Origin of the sequence: Bradyrhizobium sp., from assembly GCF_052389815.1 — a bacterium.
Taxonomy (GTDB): Bacteria; Pseudomonadota; Alphaproteobacteria; order Rhizobiales; family Xanthobacteraceae; genus Bradyrhizobium.
Window position 1 is genome coordinate 1 of record NZ_JBQTHN010000009.1, and the last position, 17,448, is coordinate 17,448.

The following is a 17,448-nucleotide window of genomic DNA, read 5'->3' on the forward strand; positions in this document are numbered from 1 at the left end:
CTGGACGAAGTCGCCCGCGACGAGCGCGGCCCGCAGGCGCTGCGTGCCCACCTCACCTCGGAGACGGGCCTCGTCTACACCCTGCTCGCCCACGCCGCGGGCCGGCTGGGATAAGTCGGGAAGCGAAACTGTGAAATGATAAACGGAGGTCTCACGGCCTCCGTTTTGTTTTGTAGGATGGGTTGAGCGTCTTCGCGAAACCCATCAATCATCGCGGCAAGAACGATGGGTTTCGCTTTAGCTCAACCCCTCCTACGAACCTATATTCACGAGCTTCAGGGATGGCAGATATCGCTAACCGTAAGCGGCAACAAGAGCGCGGCGTGACACGAGGTAGTGCCGCCGGCGAACCGCCGAAGAAGGGCGGCATTCTCGCGGCATTGCGCCGTTCACCGTTGGTGGGGGCTGGCCTCGATCTCGCGCGAGCGCGCGAAATGAGTCGGGTTAGGGCAGCAACGGCAAAGAAAAAGCCCCGTCGATGACGAGGCCTCTTCGCGATTGGCCGCTCTGCGGTATCGGCGCCGCCGCAATCAATAACACCTGATCACATTCACCGTCTGCTCGCCGCTGCGGCCGGGCACGGTGACCGGCTCGTTCGAGCAGCCCGGCACATAAGGCCGGTCGGACGGGGTGACCATCGGCGGGTAGCGATGCGCCCAGTCCCACGGCACGTCCTGCTTGTAGGTGTAGGTGTAGTTGATGTCGGTGGGCGGCGTAACGGCCTGCGCCGGCGGCTCGCTATAGGGCGCGCCGCCGTAATAGAAGCCGCCGCCGGGCCAGAAGCTGAAGCCGCGGCGATGATGGTGCCCGACGGGAGGCGCACCGATCGGGACGCCCGGGCGCACGAAGGGCACGGCGGCGAAACCGCCCTGGCCGCCTCTTGCAAACGTCTCGCTGGCCGAAAAGGAAAGCGCAGCCGCGCTTAGGGAAGCGATCACACCGACCATCTTGAGCGTCATGGCACGCACCAACTCATTGACTCGACAATACCTGCCGCACGCTAGGCCGCAGCCCTCGCAGGGGCAAAGCTATCCTTAATTTTCGGTTAAGGGGTAATCTTAATAGGGGTCGATTTGCCGCTATCTGGAACCGCCAGTTGCTGGCACCCCTCGATCAGGGCGCGCCGTCCGGCCAGATGATCGGCCATGGCATCGAGCACGGTGCGGATGCGGGCGACGCGGCGCAGCCCCGGATGGGTCAGCAGCCACAGCGATCCCTCCATCTCCGGCAGCGGCTCGGCGAAGCGGAGTAGCGCAGGCAGAAGGTCGGCGAAGTAGCAGGGCAACGCCGCGACCCCGAGGCCGGCAGCGGCCGCGGACCGCAGCGCCAGCAGCGAGTTCGCCCGAAACACGATCCATTCCGCGGCGACATTGGCCTGCATCCAGCGGGCCGAACAGCAGCACCGCGCCGCAAGCGGGAACGCGGCGTCTCGATCGGGCGTTTCCTGCCTGCGGGCAACCGCCCGCCAAAGAAAGGGAAACGCAATGAAGGCAATTTCTCTGGCCGCAGCCTTGCTGCTCGGGACAACGGCTCTTGCGGCAGGACAGACCGGCCCCGGCAGGTCAAGCGATATCAGCGGACAGTGCTGGGACGCGACCACCAACTCGGCGCGGCCCGTCACGGGCTCGGAGCCCGCGGGCGGACCGAGCACTTCCGGTATTGGCACGGGCGCCGGCGGCCCCGGCAGCGCAATGGGTTCCCCGGCAACGACAGGGATGGCAAGCACGGGCACCGTCGGGTCCGCTGGTCCGGCGACGTCGTCCGGCGCGCTGGCCAGCGCGCGCCTCCCGGGCATGCCGAACTGTCCGTAAGAAGCAGGCATCGGGCGCGGTTTGCGCTCCGTCTCTTACCCACGCCTCGGCGGCTTGTGGCCGCGCTGGCCAGGGTCGTTGTGCTTGTTGTGATGGCTCTCCTGGTTGAGGCCGCCGCGGCTCACCGCAAATTCGGACTGGCGCGCTTCGCTGTGCCGCGGCAAGCGCGACGTCGCCAGTGGAATGTCCGACATGCCCTCCTCGATCTGCCGCGTATCGGGCAGGTCGGGCTTGCGCTCCAGCATGCGGATCTGCTGCTCATGCGTCTTCCTGCCGTGCCGCTCGACCTTGCGCGGTTTCTGCGTGTGGTCGCGATGCGCCGGCCGCCCCCGGCGCTGGTCCCCGCGGTCGATGCCGCCTTGCGGATTGGTGTCGTTCTCGAGGTCGCCCTCGAACGTATTCTCGCCTTCGATCTGCTCGAGATCGTCGCTGCTCGCCTGCGCCATGGTAACGCCCTTGGAGCCGCCGATCAGCGGATTGCGATGTAGATCGAGGTCGCTGGGACGAATGGTCTTGCCGTGCCTGGTCATGATTGCTTCCCTGCCGGATGCGTGCGCCCGCCCTTGTCCTCGGGCTCGTGCGTGTGATGGCTGTCGCGCTCGCCGCCGCCCCCGGACACCTTGCTGTGCTTGCGCTGCGGATCGTCGGCCGGCGGTTTCTTGATCTCGAGCGGGGCCTTGGCATTCTCATGCGAGGCGCCCGGCCCGCCCTGCCGGATGCTCGCCGGGGTTTTGGTTGAAGTGGACATGGCAGCCTCGCTAGCGGTCCTGCTGCAGACCCTGATGGGTCGTGTTCTGCGCGGTGTTTCCCTGCTGGTCCTGCTGCTCGGGATCGATGCGATGCGGCTTGACGCTCTTGGCCCGATGGGCATCGCCCGATTTCGCATCGCCGGTGCCCTTGTGGCTTTGGTTCTCCCTGGGAACCGGAGGTGGTTTCGTCATGGCGAAACTCCAATGCCGTTCTCGGGGATCAACGCATGCCGGAGCGAGTGGTTGCCCGCAGCCGCGCGACACTGGATCGCGGGAACAGCCTGAAGGAACGGAAATGCCGGCGGATTGCTACCGGCGACGCCGCAATTGATTCAGCTCCGTTCGCCGGGACGACTGCGGACCAAGCTGAGTCTATTGTGCCCGGCGCGGCGGCTGCGCCGCGGCCGCCGGCCTCTGCGGCTCCGCCGCCGGTGCGGCGCTGCCGCCTCCGAAAATGACGCGGCTCGGATTGCGGTCGAAATTGTTCACGGCGCGGCTGATGTCGCCGAGCGTGCGGCGGCCGTCGGCCATCAAGGCGCCGGAGCGCTTGTCGAAATCTTCGGCGAGATCCTTGATCGACTTCACCATCGCCGCGAGCTCGCCGCCGGTGGCGCCGCCGCCGATCGAGTTCAGGCCGAGCATCAGGCTGTCCGCCTTGCCCATCACGCCGTCGACGCGGGCCATGATGTTGTCGATCTTCTCGGAATTGCGCGCCAGCGAGCCGGTGAAGGTCTCCAGGTTATTGAGCGAGTTCTTGACCGACTGCTGGTTCTCGGCGACCAGACGGTTGACGTTCTGCAAGGTGGCGCGGATCGCCTCGGTGACGTCCTGCAGCGCGTTGGGATCGGCGGTGAGCACAGGCACGCCGTCCTCATCCAGCGGCACGGGGGCTGCGTTCTCCTCGCCGCCCTTCAGCGAGATGGCAGCGACGCCGGTCAGGCCCTGGAACTCGAGACCGACCATGGTGTCCTTGCGGATCGGGGCCTTGTTCTCGACCATGGCCAGCGCGACAACGCGACGCGGGTTGTCGAGCTTTACGGAGATTACCTCCCCTATCCTGATACCGTTGAAGTTCACGCTGCCGCCGTTACGCAATCCGGAGGCCGGACCCTCGAAAACCACCCGCAGAGGGCTTCTCAGCTTGGTCGTATGCAGGCTCTGGAACCAGAGCACGAAGCCGAACGCAGCCGCGATCACCGCCAGCGTAAAGGCGCCGATCAGGACGTAGTTCGCCCGGGTCTCCATCGAATGCTCCTAAACCACCACGGCGCGGGCACGCTTGCCGTTGAAATACTGATTCAGCCAGGGGTGCCGCGAGGCCTTCATGTCGGCGATCGATCCTGCCGCAATGATCTTGCCGTTGCCCAGAACGGCGATGCGGTCGCACGCCGTGTAAAGGCTGTCGAGGTCGTGGGTTACCATGAAAACGGTCAGGCCCAAAGTGCGCTGCAGGGTGCGGACCAGCTCGTCGAAATCCCCTGCGCCGATGGGATCGAGGCCCGATGTCGGCTCATCCAGGAACACCAGTTCCGGGTCCAGCGCCAGCGCCCGGGCGAGCGCGACGCGCTTGACCATGCCGCCCGAAAGTTCCGACGGATAGCGGTCGGCAACCTCGGGCTTCAGCCCCACCATCACGAGCTTGGCGACCATGATCTCGTCGAGCAGCTTTTGCGAGAGGCTGAGATATTCGCGCACCGGAAACTGGATGTTCTGCCGCACCGTCAGCGAGGAGAACAGCGCGCCCTGCTGGAACAGGATGCCCCAGCGCCGCTCCACCGAGCGGCGCTCCCTGGCATCCGCGGCATCGAGATCGACGCCGAACACCTCGATGCGGCCGGCGACCTTCGGCACCAGCCCGATGATGGTGCGCGTCAGCACCGACTTGCCCGCGCCGGAGGGGCCGACGAAGCCGAGGATCTCGCCGCGCTTGACGTCGAGATTGAGCCCGTCGAGCACTCGCGTGGGGCCGAACTGCACGGTGATGTCGCGGACCCGGATGATGGCGTCGGAAGCAGGTTGCAGCGCCATGCTCACATCCCGATCGCAGCGAAGAAGATCGCGAACACGCCGTCCATCACGATCACGAAGAAGATGCCTTTGACGACCGACGACGTCGTGTGCTGGCCGAGCGATTCGGCGCTGCCCTGCACCGAGAGCCCCTCGACGCAGGCGACGATGCCGATGGTGGCCGCCATGACAGGCGCCTTGACCATGCCGACCACGAAATGGTTGATCGAGATCGCATCGCGCAGGCGCAGCAGGAAGGCTTCCGGATCGACGCCGCCATAGAGCCAGGCGACCAGCCCGCCGCCATAGAGCGCGGCCATCGCCCCGAGAAATGCCAGGATCGGCAGCGCCAGCACCAGCGCCAGCATGCGCGGCAGGATCAGCACCTCGATCGGATCGAAGCCCATGGTGCGCAGCGCGTCGATCTCCTCGCGCATCTTCATCGAGCCGAGCTCGGCGGTGTAGGCGCTGCCCGAACGGCCCGCGACCATGATGGCGACCAGCAAGACGCCGATCTCACGCAGCACCAGCACGCCCAGCATGTCGACCACGAAGATGTCGGCGCCGAACTGGCGGAAGTGGAAGATGCCCTGCTGCGAGATGATGCAGCCGATCAGGAAGGTGATGAGAACGATGATCGGCACCGCGCGCCAGCACACCTGCTCCAGATGATGGATGGTGGAGGTCAGGCGGAAGCTGCGGGGATGAATCAGGACGTGGCCGGCCGCGGCGAGCACCGCACCGAGCATGTCGACCAGGCCCACGAACGTGCCGCCGATCCCGGCCACGCTGCGGCCGACCCCTTCGAGCATGCCTGAGATGGTCACCGGCTCGCTGTCGGCGGCCGGCGCGTCTTTGACGCGGCGAACCTCGTTGACGAGACTCGAATAGTTGGCCGAGAGCCCGGCGATCTGCGCCTCGACCCCACCCCTGATGCTGAGGCTGCGCCGCAGCCGCTCGATCAGCCAGGCGCCGAAGGTGTCGAGCCGGGAAACCTGCGAGACGTCGATGAAGATGTTGGGACGGCTGCCGCCGAGCTTTTCGGCGTCGGTGACGATCTCCTCCAGCACCGCGGCATGGCGGGCGATCCAGGGACCGGCCGCGCAAAGCGCGAGCCCGTTGCCCCGTGCAATCCGCTCCAATGTCGGGTCGCCGTTCAAACCGCCACCTCCGGCGCCGCTGTCCCGCAGGGGTTCCCGCGGTTGGCGACATGCCGCCCCTCGTCATCTCGAAACCGTCATGTACCAGCCCTTATCGGTCAGGGCCAGTCGGCGCACGGTCCAGAATCATCAGAGTTTAAAATGACTTCCGCCCCCTTCACAAACCGGTCCGCGAGAATTGACCGCCGGCCCGGTCGCCGGCGGCCCGGCCTATCCGCCGGAGGCCTCGCCGCCGGGTTGAGGCGCGAGGCGATGGCGCGACAGCCACATGATCAGCGCGGCGGCGAGCGCCATCGCGGCCATCAGGTAGTAAACGCGCTCGCCGTATTGCGAATAGATCGCACCCGAGGCGATCGAGGCCGTGCTGGTGACGATGCCGGCGCACGCGACGAGATAGCCCTGCCCGCGCGCCATCACGTGACCGGGCACGCGCTGCGCGATCAGGCCCATGGTCGCGACTTGCGTCAGGCCGAAGCTCAGGCCGTGCGCTAGCTGCACCACGGCAAGGACCGCGATCGGCGGCGATTGCGCCGTGATCAGCCAGCGCAGGACGGCGCTCAGCGCCGCGATCACGATCAGCAACGGGAACGGCATCCTGAAGCGCGGCGAATACGCAAACAGCACGATCTCCGCGAGCACGCCGAGCACCCAGAGCCCCGCAATGGTGAGGCCGCCGTAACCTGCCTGCTGCCAGGCAATGGAGGCGAAGGTGTAATAGGCGGCGTGGCTGCCCTGCACCAGCGCCGAGGTGGCGACGATCGCGAGGAAGCCCGCATCGCGCAGCAGCCGGCTGTCGCCGCGCGTTTCGGCCGCGGTCTGTTTCGGCGTTTCGAGCGGCTTGAGACCGAGGCTGACGAGGGCGCCTATCATCGCGACGGAGGCGATCGCCCAGATCAGATGCTTCGCATCGATCACCTCGATCATGAGCCCACAGGCAAGCGTGCCGGCCACGAACGCCGCCGAGCCCCACAGCCGCAGCGGCCCGTAGTTGAGGCCGTAACGCCGCACCCCGCGCAAGGCATAGGCATCGGTGAGCGGCGTCATCGGCGTCCACAGGCAGCAGGTCACCGCATAGATCGCGAACAGCACGGGCGCCTGATGCTGTGTGCCGATCGCGATGAGGCCGATGGCGGTGGCGAAGGCCGTTATCACGATGGCCTGGCGCACCGCCTGCCGCCGTTCTGCAAGGCCGGTGACGAAGGGCAGCGCGGTGAAGCGGGAGATCGCCGGCAGTGCCGTAATAATGCCGATCCAGGCGGCATCGATGCCGATGGCTTTCAGCCAGACCGGAAAGAACGGCAGATGCGTTCCCACGAGGCCAAACAGCGAGGCGTAGAACGCCGCCAGCCCCACCGCGAATCGCCTGGAATCAGCGTGCGCCGCGGTGGGGATTTGTGCTTGGCTGGACATCAAGTCGGTTGCGATTCGCGTGCGTTCATGTTGTTCGTTATATGGCAAACCGCGCACTGATTTGCGCGCCGAGTTTAACATGGCTGACGAAGTCTTTGCCCTCTCTCCGATTTCGGCGCGCGCCGCGCAGCCGAGCGAGGAGGACTATGTCGCGATCCATGCCGCGTTCATGGAGACCTCGCGCGGCCGCTGGTTTCTCGGCGAATACGCCAAGCGCAACCGCAATGCCGATACAAGCCTGGTGCTCGACGCCGTCGCACGGATCGAGGAGAGCCTTGCCGCGCAGCAAGATGCCGCCGCCGACGCCGACCTCGCCGAGGCGCTGGCTGCGATCCGCAAGGCGGTCACCGAGGCGCAGGCGGCGGCCAATGCCGGGCTCGACGGGCTTGCCTTCGACGAATGGCTCACCCCCGTCGCCAAGGGCGTGCGGATCATCCGCGAGATTTCCTGGCGCTGGCGCGAAACCGGAGCCGACGGACGGATCTGCGACATCCTGGATTCGCAAGTCGCCGCCATCGAGAGCAGCGCCGGACAGCTTTCCCTGGGCGAGGCGCGCGTCGCGGTCGATCAGGCCTTTGCCGCGATCGAGGCGCGGATCGACGAATATTCCCGCAGCGAGGCGCCGCCCGAGCAGGCGCGCCGCGAGGCCGGGGATGCCGCCGATGCCAACGTCGTCCGCTTCCCGGCACCTCCGGAAGAAGCCGCAGGCCCTGCGCCGGAAACCGCAGCCATGGCCGAGCCCGTGGCGGACGCGCCGGTTGCGCAAGTCGCCGGGGCATCCGCGGCCCAAGCGCATGTTGCGGAACTTGCCGACCCGCCGGTATCGGAAGCTGCGGAAGCCGCCATGGCGGCTGTCGCTGAACCGGCAATGGAAGCGGCCGCGGAGGCAGCCGCGCCGATCGCCGATGTCGTCGGCGCCATCGAGGTCGTCGACGAGGCCGCGGCCGACGCTCATGACGAAGCGGTGCTCGATCTGATCGCGGCCGAGATGTCGGCGCCGCAGCCGATCGAAGACGACTTCGAGATGGCCGTCGCGAAAACGGCGGTTGCCGGGCCTGAGGTCGCAGGGGCTATGCCCGCAGTCGCCGAAGCCATCGCGCCGAGCCTGCAGCAGACCGCCACACCTGCCGCACCGCCGGTCCAGGCCGAGCCGGCAATGGCCGCCGCGCCGGCCATCGAATCCGCACCTGCCTCTACACAAATTGGTGAAGCCGCGGTCTCGATCGGCGCGGCGGTGATCGCCAGCGGCATTCTGAAAAAGCCAAACGTGCCCGCCAACGATCCCTTGGCGCCGATTCGCCGCATGAGTCAGGCCGAAAAGATCGCGTTTTTCTCGTAATCGAATTCTCCAGCAATTAACCGTGTTTCACGCGTTTATCTCGCGTTCACTTTCAGCATTGTTCCTTCGTGATGCAGCTCACGCACTTGGCGTGAACCCGGACATAGCGTCGCCGCAACCAATCTCGCATCGAGATTCCGATTGAGGAGGACGTCATGTCCCGTTTGAAGTCACTGCTGATGTATGCCGGCCTCCTGGGAAGCCTGTTCGGCTTTTCCGTGACCGGTTCCGTTGCCCAAACCGCTCCCGAAGGCACGTCCGCGTCGCTCTTGCGCGGGCCCGAACAGCGCGTCGCGCTTGTCATCGGCAACGCGAAATACAAGAACGCGCCGGAGCTCGCCAACCCCGACAACGACGCCACCGCCATGGCGCAGTTCCTGAACAAGGCCGGCTTCGAGGTCACCTCGGCGATCGACCTGACCCACAACGACATGATCCGTGTCGTGCAGGACTTTTCGTCCAAGGTCGCCGCGCGCGGTCCCAACTCGGTGGCGATGGTCTATTACGCCGGCCACGGCGTGCAGCTCGCCGGCGAGAACTATCTCGTCCCGGTCGACGCCAATGTCTCCACGCCGAACGACCTGACCAGCAACTCGCTGCGCCTGGTCGATCTGATGGCGACGCTGGATTCGATCCCGAGCCGGCTGCGCATCGTCCTGCTCGATGCCTGCCGCAACAACCCGTTCCCCGGCGTCAACGATGCCGGCCGCGGCCTTGCCATCGTCGACGCGCCGAACGGCTCGATCGTCGGCTACTCGACCGCGCCGGGCACCGAAGCCCTCGACGGCTCCGGCAACCACAGCCCGTACCTCCAGGCCTTCCTGAATCGGGCGAACGAGCCGAACCTGCCGATCGAGCAGCTGTTCAAGCGCGTCCGCCTCGATGTGGCAGGCTCGACCGGCGGCAAGCAGGTACCGTGGGAAAGCTCCTCGCTGACCTCGGACTTCTACTTCTTCGGCGACACCGCCGTTGCGGCGACCCGTCCGCCGAGCCGCGGCCCGGTGGTGGCGGCAGCTTCCAACCTGCCGAGCCGCTCGGTGCAGCAAGCCTACGACTTCGTGCTGTCGGAGGGCCAGCCGCAATACTATGAGCAGTTCATCGCGATGTATCCGCACGACCCGCTGTGCGACCGCATCCGCTGGCTGCTGCGCAACCTCGTGGTGGCGCAGGCCTGGCACAAGGCCGTGCTCGCCAACTCGCCGTTCGCCTACAAGACCTTTGCCGACAATTTCGGCAACACCCAGTATGCGAAGGTCGCGATCAACCTCCAGAACGCGCCGAAGGCCGTGCCGCTGATGCAGGCCACCAAGCTGATCGTGTCGCCGCAGCTCGCGCCCAACCTGAAGCAGCCGGTCAATTTCGGCCTGCCCAAGGAAGGCATCAAGATCGGCGACATCAATGGCCCGAACAACGGCCAGCTGAACGGTCAGGTGAAGGTCAATGGCGGCCTCGGCATCAACCTGCCGGGCAAGCAGACCGACGGCAATCCCGGCAACAACAATGCCGGCAACACCGGCATCAACGGCGGCGGCAAGATCACCACCCTGCCGGTCCAGGTCGCGCCGAGGGCCGACAGCCTGCCCGGGAAGAAGATCGTCACCCTGCCTGCGCCGAACGGCAACGCCGCCACCACCAGCGGCAACACCGGCATCAATGGCGGCAAGATCGGCACGCTGCCGGTGAACAACGGCGGCAACGTCGGGACCCTGCCCGTGAACAATAGCGGCAGGATCCCCACCGGTCAGGTCACCAAGGTCGACGTCAAGACGAGCATGCCGGTCAACCGCGTCACCAGCGTGCCGCGCCAGCAGCAGCTCAACACCGGCCCGGTGATGAAGCTCAACAACAACCCGTCGCAGGTCAACAAGCTAAACCAGGGCAACGCGCAGCCCCGCACTATGAACTCCAGCGGAAACAACGGCGGCTCCCGCATGGTCATGGGCGGCAACCAGATGCGCCGCTTCTGATTGGAAGCATGCGAACCGATCAACGAAAGCGGGGCAGAGCAGCAATGCTCTGCCCCGCCCCACGTTTGGACATCTCTTAAGCCACCAGCTTTGCGAAAAGGTCGGCATCGACATTGCCGCCGGACAGGACGATGACGACGTTCTTGCCCCTGGCGTCGATGCGTCCCGCGAGCAGCGCGGCAAGGCCGACGGCGCCGCCGGGCTCGACCACGAGCTTGAGCTCGCGATAGGCGAAGGCGACGGCCGCCGCGACTTCCTCGTCGGAGGCCGAGACGCCGCGGGCCAGCAGCTTGCTGTTGATGGCGAAGGTCAGCTCGCCCGGCATCGCCGCCATCAGCGCGTCGCAAATCGTGCGCGCGGCGGCGGGATGCGGCTCGCGGTGGCCGGCTTTCAGCGAGAGCGCATGGTCGTCATAGCCCGCAGGTTCGGCGACTACGATCTCCGCGCCCGGGAAACGCGATTTCACCGCGGTGGCGACGCCAGCTATCAGACCGCCGCCGGAGGCCGGCGCAACCACGATATCGGGCGTCAGCCCGCGCGCGACCATGTCCTCCGCGATCTCGCGGCCGGCGGTGCCCTGCCCCGCGATCACGAAGGGATCGTCATAGGGACGCACCAGGGTGGCGCCGCGCTTGCCGGCAATCCCGTTTGCGATCGCCTCGCGGTCTTCCTTGTCGCGGTCGTAGAGCACCACCTCCGCGCCGTAGGACTTGGTGCGCTCGCGCTTGGACAGCGGCGCGTCGGCCGGCATGACGATGGTCGCCTGCATGCTGAGGATCTTCGCTGCCGCCGCCACGCCCTGGGCATGGTTGCCCGAAGAAAACGCCACCACGCCGCCACTGCGATTGGCCTGCGGGATCGACGCGAGCTTGTTGAAAGCGCCGCGGAATTTGAACGAGCCGGTCCGCTGCAGCATCTCCGGCTTCAGGAAGACCTTCGTGCCCGCGCGCTCGTCGAGCACTGGGAATGACAGCAACGGCGTGCGCACCGCGAACGGCGCGACCACCTTGGCGGCCGCCTCGATATCGGCGGCGCTGACGGACAGGCTCGGCTTTGTTTCGGTCATGCGGCGATTTTATCGCGCCGCCTGCAGCGCGGGCAAGCCGGATTAGCGGGCGAAATGCGCGTCTTCCGCCACGAATTCGACCAGTTCCGGCTCGGGCTCGTCGAAGCGAACGCTCCGCGCATGCTCGATGAAGACACGGGCGGAAGCTTCCCAGGTGTGGGCCGCGGCGAACTCGACGCAAGCTTCGCGCGGGACGGTCAGCGCTTGCATGCAGGCCGACCGCAGATCGTCGCTGAGCACGCCGACCGGTGCGGAGCCGATGACGTCGCGCGGGCCCTTCACCGGAAACGCCGCAATCGGCAGGCCGCTGGCGAGCGCTTCCAGCAGGACTAGGCCGAACGTATCGGTCTTGCTGGGGAACACGAAGACGTCGCAAGCCGCATATATCTCGGCAAGCTCCTCGCCATGTCGCGCGCCGAGGAAGATGGCTTGCGGAAATCTGCGCTGGAGGCCCGCCCGCGCCGGGCCGTCGCCGACGATCAGCTTGGTGCCGGGCAGATCGAGATCGAGGAAGGCTTCGAGATTTTTCTCCACCGCCACGCGGCCGACGCACAGAAACACCGGCGCCGGCAGGCAGATGTCGACATCGCGCGGATGGAACAGCCTCGTGTCGACGCCGCGCGACCACAGCACCACGTTGCGGAAGCCGCGCGAACGCAGCTCGCTGACCAGCTCCGGGGTCGCCGCCATCACCGCCTGGCTCGGCCGGTGGAAGGCGCGCAACAGGCCCCACACCCACTTCTCCGGAATCGGCGAGCGCGCCGACACATACTCGGCAAAGCGGGTATGAAAGCCCGTGGTGAAAGGCAGGCGATGCTTGCGGCAATAGCGGCGGACCATGAAGCCGATCGGGCCTTCGGTCGCGATGTGGATGCTGTCGGGCGCGGCCTGCTCGATCAGCCCGGCGATGTCGGAGGGCCCGGGCAAGGCCAGCCGCAGATCGCGATAGCTCGGCATCGCGAAGGTACGGAAGGATTGCGGCGTCAGGAATTCGATTTCGTCGCCAAGCCCCTTGGCGGCCTCGGCCATCATGACCAACGTGCGGACCACCCCGTTGACCTGGGGATGCCACGCATCGGTTGCGATCAGGATCTTCATCAGGCCGCGCGCGCCGCGACGCGGGGAACCGGGGCCACCCGGTGCGCCGGATCGGCCCAGGTGATGATCTCGAAGCTGCCGTCCTCGTGCTCGACCAGCGCCGTGCAGCTCTCCACCCAGTCGCCGCAATTCATGTAGCGGATGCCGTGCTCGTCGCGGATGGTGGCGTAGTGGATGTGGCCGCAGATCACGCCGTCGCAGCCGTGGCGACGCGCTTCGCCGGCGAGCGTCGATTCGAACGCGCCGATGTAGTTCACCGCCTTCTTCACCTTCAGCTTCGCCCATTGCGACAGCGACCAATAGGGCACGCCGAGCATGCGGCGGAAGAAGTTGACGAGGCGATTCATCTGGATCGCGAAATCGTAGGCCTTGTCGCCGAGATGGGCGAGCCAGCGCGCGTTCTGCACCACGAGGTCGAAGATGTCGCCGTGGATCACGAGATAGCGCTTGCCGTCGGCGCCGGTGTGGATGGTGTTCTCGATGACGTCGATGCCGCCGAAATGCGTGCCGTAATATTTGCGCAGGAACTCGTCGTGGTTGCCCGGCACGTAGATCACCTTGGCGCCCTTGCGTGCCTTGCGCAGCAGCTTCTGCACGAAGTCGTTGTGCGATTGCGGCCAGTACCAGTACGACTTCAGCGCCCAGCCGTCGACGATGTCGCCGACGAGATAGATGGTATCGGCATCGTGGCTGCGGAGAAAATCGAGCAACCGGTCGGCTTGCGAGCCGCGGGCTCCGAGATGGACGTCGGAGATGAAGAGAGTGCGGAAGCGCCGTTCGGGGTTCTCATCACTCGAGGAGTTACTTCCCATGGACGTGCCCTAGCAGATTCCCATGACAGGCCGATGACGGTCCGCGCGGCTGATAGCCTCACGTGAATCAGTTGCACGTCCCCTGTGAGAGCGAATAGCAGCGCGATGCGACAGTCAGGCGACAGGGGACTCGCCGACCGCAGAATGACGGGAAGTGTTGCTGAAAAGAAATGTTAACGCCGCCGAGTTCCGGAGATCGCAGCACAAGTCAGTAGTGCTTGTGAAAATGATGGATCGGCCCGTGGCCGTGACCGACGCTGAAGCGGTCGGCGGCAGCAATCGCGGCACTGACCCACGCCTTGGCGTTGCGAACCGCGGTCTCCATGTCCTCGCCCTTGGCAAGACCCGCGACGATGGCCGACGACAGCGAGCAACCGGTGCCATGCGTGTTGTCGGTCGCAACGCGCGGCGCCGACAACGGGATCGTGCCGCTTCCGGTGACGAGATAGTCGATGCTCTCGGCGCCCTCTCCATGGCCGCCCTTGATCAGCACCGCGCGCGAGCCGAGCGCGAGCAGCCGCTTGCCCTGATCGGCGATGGCGCCCTCGGTTGTGGCGACGGCCTCATCGAGCAGCGCAGCCGCCTCCGGCAGGTTCGGCGTGATCAGCGACGCCAGCGGGATGAGTTTTGCCCGCAGCGCCTCGACCGCGTCGGCCTTCAGCAACCGGTCGCCGGACGTTGCGACCATCACGGGATCGAGCACGACGTGCCTCGGCTGCCATTTGGCGAGGCCGGCCGCGATCGCGGCGATCACCGAGAGCTCCGCCACCATGCCGATCTTCACGGCGCCGACCGCGAGATCGGCAAACACGGCATCGATCTGCGCGGTGACGAAATCCGCCGGCACCTGGTGGATGCCGGTGACGCCTTGCGTATTCTGCGCGGTCAGCGCGGTGATGACGGAAGCGCCGTAGACGCCGAGCGCGGCGAAGGTCTTCAGATCGGCCTGGATTCCGGCGCCGCCGGAGGAATCCGAGCCGGCCACGGTCAGCGCGATCGGCACGGTCATCGCAGGGCTCATGCGGCTGGTGGGAACGGGGCCATAGGCTGTCCCTTGGGCTGTCCTTTGGGGCTGTCCTAACGCGACCGGTCATGGCCAGCAAGCTGGCTTGCAATGGCTCGCCGGATTTGGCCTATTGGCCCGGCCTGCCCACCTCGGAGACCTTCGGCGATGGTGCCCTTTTTCGTCCAGATCAAATGCAAGCTCGGCCAGTCCTACACGGTGGCCAACGCGCTGGCCGAAGCCGAGATCGCGTCCGAAATCTACTCCACCGCCGGCGACTACGACCTGCTGGTGAAGTTCTACGTCGACAAGGACACCGACATCGGCCACTTCATCAACGAGAAGGTGCAGATACTTCCCGGCATCCAGGACACCCACACGATCATCACCTTCAAGGCGTTCGGCTCCTCCTGAAGGGGCCGTGATTCCGCCGGGTTTACGTTCGATTCAAGTTTTGCGTTCATCCTGCCGTCGTTTGGCTGGGGGGCCATCGCCGTTGCCGCGGGATTGCGCGGATGACGGGCGATGCTTCGGAAAGCAGCCAACATGTCCCATTTTGGATCAGCCATCGCGAGCCTGACCGTCGCGCACGCAAGGTCGGGCGCGCTCCTGGCCGCGCTTGTCGTGGCGGCCGGCTGCGCGCGGCAGCCAGGCCATCAAGAGGCGAATGCCGCCCTGGCCGAGCCGCCCGCCTACTGCCAGCCCCGCCCCGCCACCGATTGCGCGTTCAGGAATGCCAACCTCAGGACGGTGGATGCTGCGGAATTTGCCCGGCTCAAGCTCGCCTATGAGCGGCGTTGCGTCCGGCGCGCCGAAAAGGTCGAGCGCGAGCGCCTGCGCGAATTGCAGGCCGCCGGGGCTTGCACAAGCAGGCCGGCGCCTGCGCTGGCCGCCAGCCGGTAATATTATGACTTAAATGCACCCCGGCTACGGCATGCTTTTGCCATATGTCCATCATGGGGAAGCCCCGAAGTTTTCGGTTAGCTAGGCAGTCGTCAGTCAGAAGCTCCGCGGCGGTGGAATTTCTGAGGGGGAATTAGTCGCGAGTACCACCATGGGGACGCTCTACGATTTGCTCGGAGCCCTTCCGAACGATGATGCGGAGGGCTTGAGAGTTGCTTTTCGGCGGGCCGCGAAAGCGACCCATCCCGACACCAATCCGGATAATCCGGACGCGGCGCTGCGCTTCAGGCAGCTGGTCCGCGCGCACAACATTCTCAGCGACGCCGAGCAGCGCGCCACCTATGACCAGCTGCTTGCGATTGCGACGCGCCCGCCCGCGCCGCCGGCACGGGCCGTGGTCTATGAAAAGATCCACCGCGGCGCCACCAATACGATGGCGGCCACCTTCATCGCGGCCGCACTGATCGGGGGCTACACCGTGTTCAGCCATATGTCGAAGACATCGGCGATGGAGGAAGGCACGGCGAGGGCCGCCGAGGCCGCGCCCGTCGAGGTCGCCGCGGCCTTGCCGCAGCCTGCCGGCGTTCGCGAGATCGCGGCCGAGAGGCGCGACGCTGTCGCCGCCGCCCACGAGCCCAGCACGACGGGCACGATTGCGCTGGCCGCGAATGCGATCAATCCGCCGCTCGCCGTCATCGCGTTGCCCGCGCTTGTCGCTTCGCCCGTGTCGGCCCCCGCCGACGCCAGGACCCAGCGCGAGCGCGGCATATTCGCCTATCGCGGCGGCGACCTCTCCGCCGCGCTGGCGCACTTCAATCTGGCGATCGCACAGGACCCCGGCTTCGCGCCGGCGTATATCGATCGCGGCATCGTGCTCTACCGCATGCGCAACTTCGAGCGCGCCTTTGCCGACATGGCGCAGGCCAAGCGCCTCGCCAAGGCAAGGAAGGACAAGGCCAAATCGGTCGTGCGGGCAAAAGAGAAACCGCCGGCGGTCGTCAGCCACGGGCCCGGCCCGCACTGGCTCATGACGGCGGCCATCACACCGTAGACGGCTCTTTCCCGAAACCGCTATTTGCCGTCCTGCTCGGTCTTCTTCTTCGGCCGCGGCGGGCCTTCGAGCGGAGGCAACGACTTCAGATATTCGGCCATCGCTTGCTGATCTTGCGGGGACAGCTGCGAGGTATTCCTGATCACGCGCCCCATTAGACCTGAGGCCTTGTCGCCCTCCGGCAGTTCGCCGGTCTTGAGGAAATAAGCGATATCCTTCACGCTCCACTCGGCAAGGCTGCCCTTCTGCGTGATGTTCGGTACCCAGCCCTCGCCTTCCGGATTTGGTCCGCCGGCAAAGCGTTGCGCAGTGGTGATGGCGCCGAGGAAATTCCGCGGACTGTGGCACTCCGCGCAATGGCCGAATCCATTCACGAGATAGGCACCGCGATTCCATGTGGCCGAATACGCGCCATCGGCGACGAACGGCTTGCGGTCGACGAACAATAGCTTCCACATCCCGAGCGAGCGGCGAATGTTGAACGGAAACGGCATCTCATGGTCGCGCACGCGACCCTGGACCACAGCAAGCGTTTTGAGATAGGCGAAGAGATCGCGAACGTCCTCGATCTTCGCACGCTGATAGGACGTGTACGGGAATGCCGGATAATAGTGGGCGCCTGAAGGTGACGTCCCCTTCACGACAGCGGTGACGAAATCCGCTTCGCTCCATTGGCCAATGCCATCGTTCGGATCGGGGGAAATGTTCGGCGCATAGAATGTGCCGAACGGCGACGGGATTGCGAGTCCACCGCCGAGTTTCAGCCGATCGGGCTGGTCCGGCACCGCATGACACGAGGAACATCCGCCGGCATTGAACATTGCCTGCCCGTTGGCAACGTCGGGCTGGCGAGCCGGCAGGGAGCCCGCTGCTATACTTTGCGGAATGGTGAGCCACCAGAATACGCCGAGGCCGATCGCAGCGAGCAGCGCCAGGGCGAGGAAGATACGCTTCGGCATTCAGCAATCCGTCATCCAGGGGACCGGTCGTCAGCCAGTATGGCCGCATTCTTCGGTATAAGCTCGCCGGAAATATCGTGCCGACGACACCAATCCGGGAATAAATCTGGACG

The 17,448-nt window shown here is 65.9% G+C and carries 19 protein-coding genes; 5 read left to right on the top strand and 14 right to left on the bottom strand.

Annotated elements, in window-relative coordinates; all coding sequences use genetic code 11:
- Positions 1-530: 530 nt before the first annotated feature.
- The 9 genes from ACT4OC_RS02835 to ACT4OC_RS02875 all read right to left on the bottom strand — a co-directional run bounded on the left by ACT4OC_RS02835 (position 531) and on the right by ACT4OC_RS02875 (position 7,137).
- On the bottom strand, positions 531-959 hold the full coding sequence (locus ACT4OC_RS02835; protein WP_444837492.1) for a hypothetical protein: 429 nt from the start codon (positions 957-959) through the stop codon (positions 531-533).
- An 86-nt stretch (positions 960-1,045) separates the two neighbouring features.
- Positions 1,046-1,732, bottom strand: a complete 687-nt coding sequence (locus tag ACT4OC_RS02840; RefSeq protein WP_444837493.1) for a LysR substrate-binding domain-containing protein — start codon at positions 1,730-1,732, stop codon at positions 1,046-1,048.
- Between the two features lie 114 nt (positions 1,733-1,846).
- The gene (locus ACT4OC_RS02845; RefSeq protein ID WP_444837494.1) at positions 1,847-2,341 is read right to left on the bottom strand and encodes a hypothetical protein; all 495 of its coding nucleotides are present in this window, start codon (positions 2,339-2,341) and stop codon (positions 1,847-1,849) included.
- Positions 2,338-2,559 carry a hypothetical protein gene (locus ACT4OC_RS02850; RefSeq protein WP_444837495.1) on the bottom strand — a complete coding sequence of 74 codons (222 nt, stop codon included), beginning with the start codon at positions 2,557-2,559 and terminating at the stop codon, positions 2,338-2,340. The genes ACT4OC_RS02845 and ACT4OC_RS02850 overlap by 4 nt, the downstream gene beginning before the upstream one ends.
- Before the next feature lie 10 nt (positions 2,560-2,569).
- Positions 2,570-2,752: a hypothetical protein gene (locus ACT4OC_RS02855; RefSeq protein WP_444837496.1), complete on the bottom strand. Its 183-nt coding sequence runs from the start codon at positions 2,750-2,752 to the stop codon at positions 2,570-2,572.
- A 180-nt stretch (positions 2,753-2,932) separates the two neighbouring features.
- Positions 2,933-3,805: an MlaD family protein gene (locus ACT4OC_RS02860; protein ID WP_444837497.1), complete on the bottom strand. Its 873-nt coding sequence runs from the start codon at positions 3,803-3,805 to the stop codon at positions 2,933-2,935.
- Positions 3,806-3,814: 9 nt separating this feature from the next.
- Complete coding sequence (locus ACT4OC_RS02865) at positions 3,815-4,588, bottom strand: ABC transporter ATP-binding protein (RefSeq protein WP_444837498.1); 774 nt, start codon at positions 4,586-4,588, stop codon at positions 3,815-3,817.
- 2 nt (positions 4,589-4,590) lie between these two features.
- On the bottom strand, positions 4,591-5,727 hold the full coding sequence (locus ACT4OC_RS02870) for an MlaE family ABC transporter permease (RefSeq protein WP_444837499.1): 1,137 nt from the start codon (positions 5,725-5,727) through the stop codon (positions 4,591-4,593).
- Positions 5,728-5,937: 210 nt separating this feature from the next.
- The gene (locus ACT4OC_RS02875; RefSeq protein WP_444837500.1) at positions 5,938-7,137 is read right to left on the bottom strand and encodes an MFS transporter; all 1,200 of its coding nucleotides are present in this window, start codon (positions 7,135-7,137) and stop codon (positions 5,938-5,940) included.
- A 79-nt stretch (positions 7,138-7,216) separates the two neighbouring features.
- On the opposite strand from ACT4OC_RS02875, the gene ACT4OC_RS02880 reads away from it, so the two are divergent.
- Positions 7,217-8,476, top strand: a complete 1,260-nt coding sequence (locus ACT4OC_RS02880; RefSeq protein ID WP_444837501.1) for a hypothetical protein — start codon at positions 7,217-7,219, stop codon at positions 8,474-8,476.
- Between the two features lie 155 nt (positions 8,477-8,631).
- On the top strand, positions 8,632-10,443 hold the full coding sequence (locus ACT4OC_RS02885; RefSeq protein WP_444837502.1) for a caspase family protein: 1,812 nt from the start codon (positions 8,632-8,634) through the stop codon (positions 10,441-10,443).
- A 76-nt stretch (positions 10,444-10,519) separates the two neighbouring features.
- Here ACT4OC_RS02885 and ACT4OC_RS02890 read toward each other — a convergent pair whose 3' ends face one another.
- The 4 genes from ACT4OC_RS02890 to thiD all read right to left on the bottom strand — a co-directional run bounded on the left by ACT4OC_RS02890 (position 10,520) and on the right by thiD (position 14,428).
- Positions 10,520-11,509 carry a threonine/serine dehydratase gene (locus ACT4OC_RS02890; RefSeq protein WP_444837503.1) on the bottom strand — a complete coding sequence of 330 codons (990 nt, stop codon included), beginning with the start codon at positions 11,507-11,509 and terminating at the stop codon, positions 10,520-10,522.
- A gap of 42 nt (positions 11,510-11,551) precedes the next feature.
- Positions 11,552-12,607, bottom strand: coding sequence for a glycosyltransferase family 4 protein (locus ACT4OC_RS02895; RefSeq protein ID WP_444837504.1), 1,056 nt, complete (start codon positions 12,605-12,607; stop codon positions 11,552-11,554).
- Positions 12,607-13,419 carry a UDP-2,3-diacylglucosamine diphosphatase gene (locus ACT4OC_RS02900; RefSeq protein WP_444837505.1) on the bottom strand — a complete coding sequence of 271 codons (813 nt, stop codon included), beginning with the start codon at positions 13,417-13,419 and terminating at the stop codon, positions 12,607-12,609. Before ACT4OC_RS02900 ends, ACT4OC_RS02895 begins: the two co-directional genes overlap by 1 nt.
- Positions 13,420-13,627: 208 nt before the next feature.
- Positions 13,628-14,428: a bifunctional hydroxymethylpyrimidine kinase/phosphomethylpyrimidine kinase gene (gene thiD / locus ACT4OC_RS02905; RefSeq protein WP_444837506.1), complete on the bottom strand. Its 801-nt coding sequence runs from the start codon at positions 14,426-14,428 to the stop codon at positions 13,628-13,630.
- Between the two features lie 162 nt (positions 14,429-14,590).
- Between thiD and ACT4OC_RS02910 the strand changes: the two genes are divergently transcribed.
- From ACT4OC_RS02910 to ACT4OC_RS02920, 3 genes are all read left to right on the top strand, one after another.
- On the top strand, positions 14,591-14,836 hold the full coding sequence (locus ACT4OC_RS02910; protein WP_027556262.1) for an Lrp/AsnC ligand binding domain-containing protein: 246 nt from the start codon (positions 14,591-14,593) through the stop codon (positions 14,834-14,836).
- Positions 14,837-14,968: 132 nt separating this feature from the next.
- Positions 14,969-15,325 carry a hypothetical protein gene (locus ACT4OC_RS02915; protein WP_444837507.1) on the top strand — a complete coding sequence of 119 codons (357 nt, stop codon included), beginning with the start codon at positions 14,969-14,971 and terminating at the stop codon, positions 15,323-15,325.
- A gap of 205 nt (positions 15,326-15,530) precedes the next feature.
- Complete coding sequence (locus ACT4OC_RS02920) at positions 15,531-16,376, top strand: DnaJ domain-containing protein (protein ID WP_444837508.1); 846 nt, start codon at positions 15,531-15,533, stop codon at positions 16,374-16,376.
- Between the two features lie 20 nt (positions 16,377-16,396).
- On the opposite strand, the gene ACT4OC_RS02925 is transcribed toward ACT4OC_RS02920, so the two are convergent.
- Positions 16,397-17,335, bottom strand: coding sequence for a c-type cytochrome (locus ACT4OC_RS02925; RefSeq protein WP_444837509.1), 939 nt, complete (start codon positions 17,333-17,335; stop codon positions 16,397-16,399).
- Positions 17,336-17,448 lie beyond the last annotated feature (113 nt).

Excerpts from the sequence above, each read along its gene's own strand:
- ACT4OC_RS02855 (WP_444837496.1), bottom strand. The coding sequence starts at position 2,752 with ATGACGAAACCACCTCCGGTTCCCAGGGAGAACCAAAGCCACAAGGGC.
- ACT4OC_RS02875 (WP_444837500.1), bottom strand. The coding sequence starts at position 7,137 with ATGTCCAGCCAAGCACAAATCCCCACCGCGGCGCACGCTGATTCCAGG.
- thiD (WP_444837506.1), bottom strand. The coding sequence starts at position 14,428 with ATGACCGTGCCGATCGCGCTGACCGTGGCCGGCTCGGATTCCTCCGGC.
- ACT4OC_RS02910 (WP_027556262.1), top strand. The coding sequence starts at position 14,591 with ATGGTGCCCTTTTTCGTCCAGATCAAATGCAAGCTCGGCCAGTCCTAC.
- ACT4OC_RS02880 (WP_444837501.1), top strand. The coding sequence starts at position 7,217 with ATGGCTGACGAAGTCTTTGCCCTCTCTCCGATTTCGGCGCGCGCCGCG.
- ACT4OC_RS02915 (WP_444837507.1), top strand. The coding sequence starts at position 14,969 with ATGTCCCATTTTGGATCAGCCATCGCGAGCCTGACCGTCGCGCACGCA.
- ACT4OC_RS02900 (WP_444837505.1), bottom strand. The coding sequence starts at position 13,419 with ATGGGAAGTAACTCCTCGAGTGATGAGAACCCCGAACGGCGCTTCCGC.
- ACT4OC_RS02925 (WP_444837509.1), bottom strand. The coding sequence starts at position 17,335 with ATGCCGAAGCGTATCTTCCTCGCCCTGGCGCTGCTCGCTGCGATCGGC.
- ACT4OC_RS02890 (WP_444837503.1), bottom strand. The coding sequence starts at position 11,509 with ATGACCGAAACAAAGCCGAGCCTGTCCGTCAGCGCCGCCGATATCGAG.
- ACT4OC_RS02895 (WP_444837504.1), bottom strand. The coding sequence starts at position 12,607 with ATGAAGATCCTGATCGCAACCGATGCGTGGCATCCCCAGGTCAACGGG.
- ACT4OC_RS02865 (WP_444837498.1), bottom strand. The coding sequence starts at position 4,588 with ATGGCGCTGCAACCTGCTTCCGACGCCATCATCCGGGTCCGCGACATC.
- ACT4OC_RS02885 (WP_444837502.1), top strand. The coding sequence starts at position 8,632 with ATGTCCCGTTTGAAGTCACTGCTGATGTATGCCGGCCTCCTGGGAAGC.
- ACT4OC_RS02845 (WP_444837494.1), bottom strand. The coding sequence starts at position 2,341 with ATGACCAGGCACGGCAAGACCATTCGTCCCAGCGACCTCGATCTACAT.
- ACT4OC_RS02850 (WP_444837495.1), bottom strand. The coding sequence starts at position 2,559 with ATGTCCACTTCAACCAAAACCCCGGCGAGCATCCGGCAGGGCGGGCCG.
- ACT4OC_RS02835 (WP_444837492.1), bottom strand. The coding sequence starts at position 959 with ATGACGCTCAAGATGGTCGGTGTGATCGCTTCCCTAAGCGCGGCTGCG.
- ACT4OC_RS02860 (WP_444837497.1), bottom strand. The coding sequence starts at position 3,805 with ATGGAGACCCGGGCGAACTACGTCCTGATCGGCGCCTTTACGCTGGCG.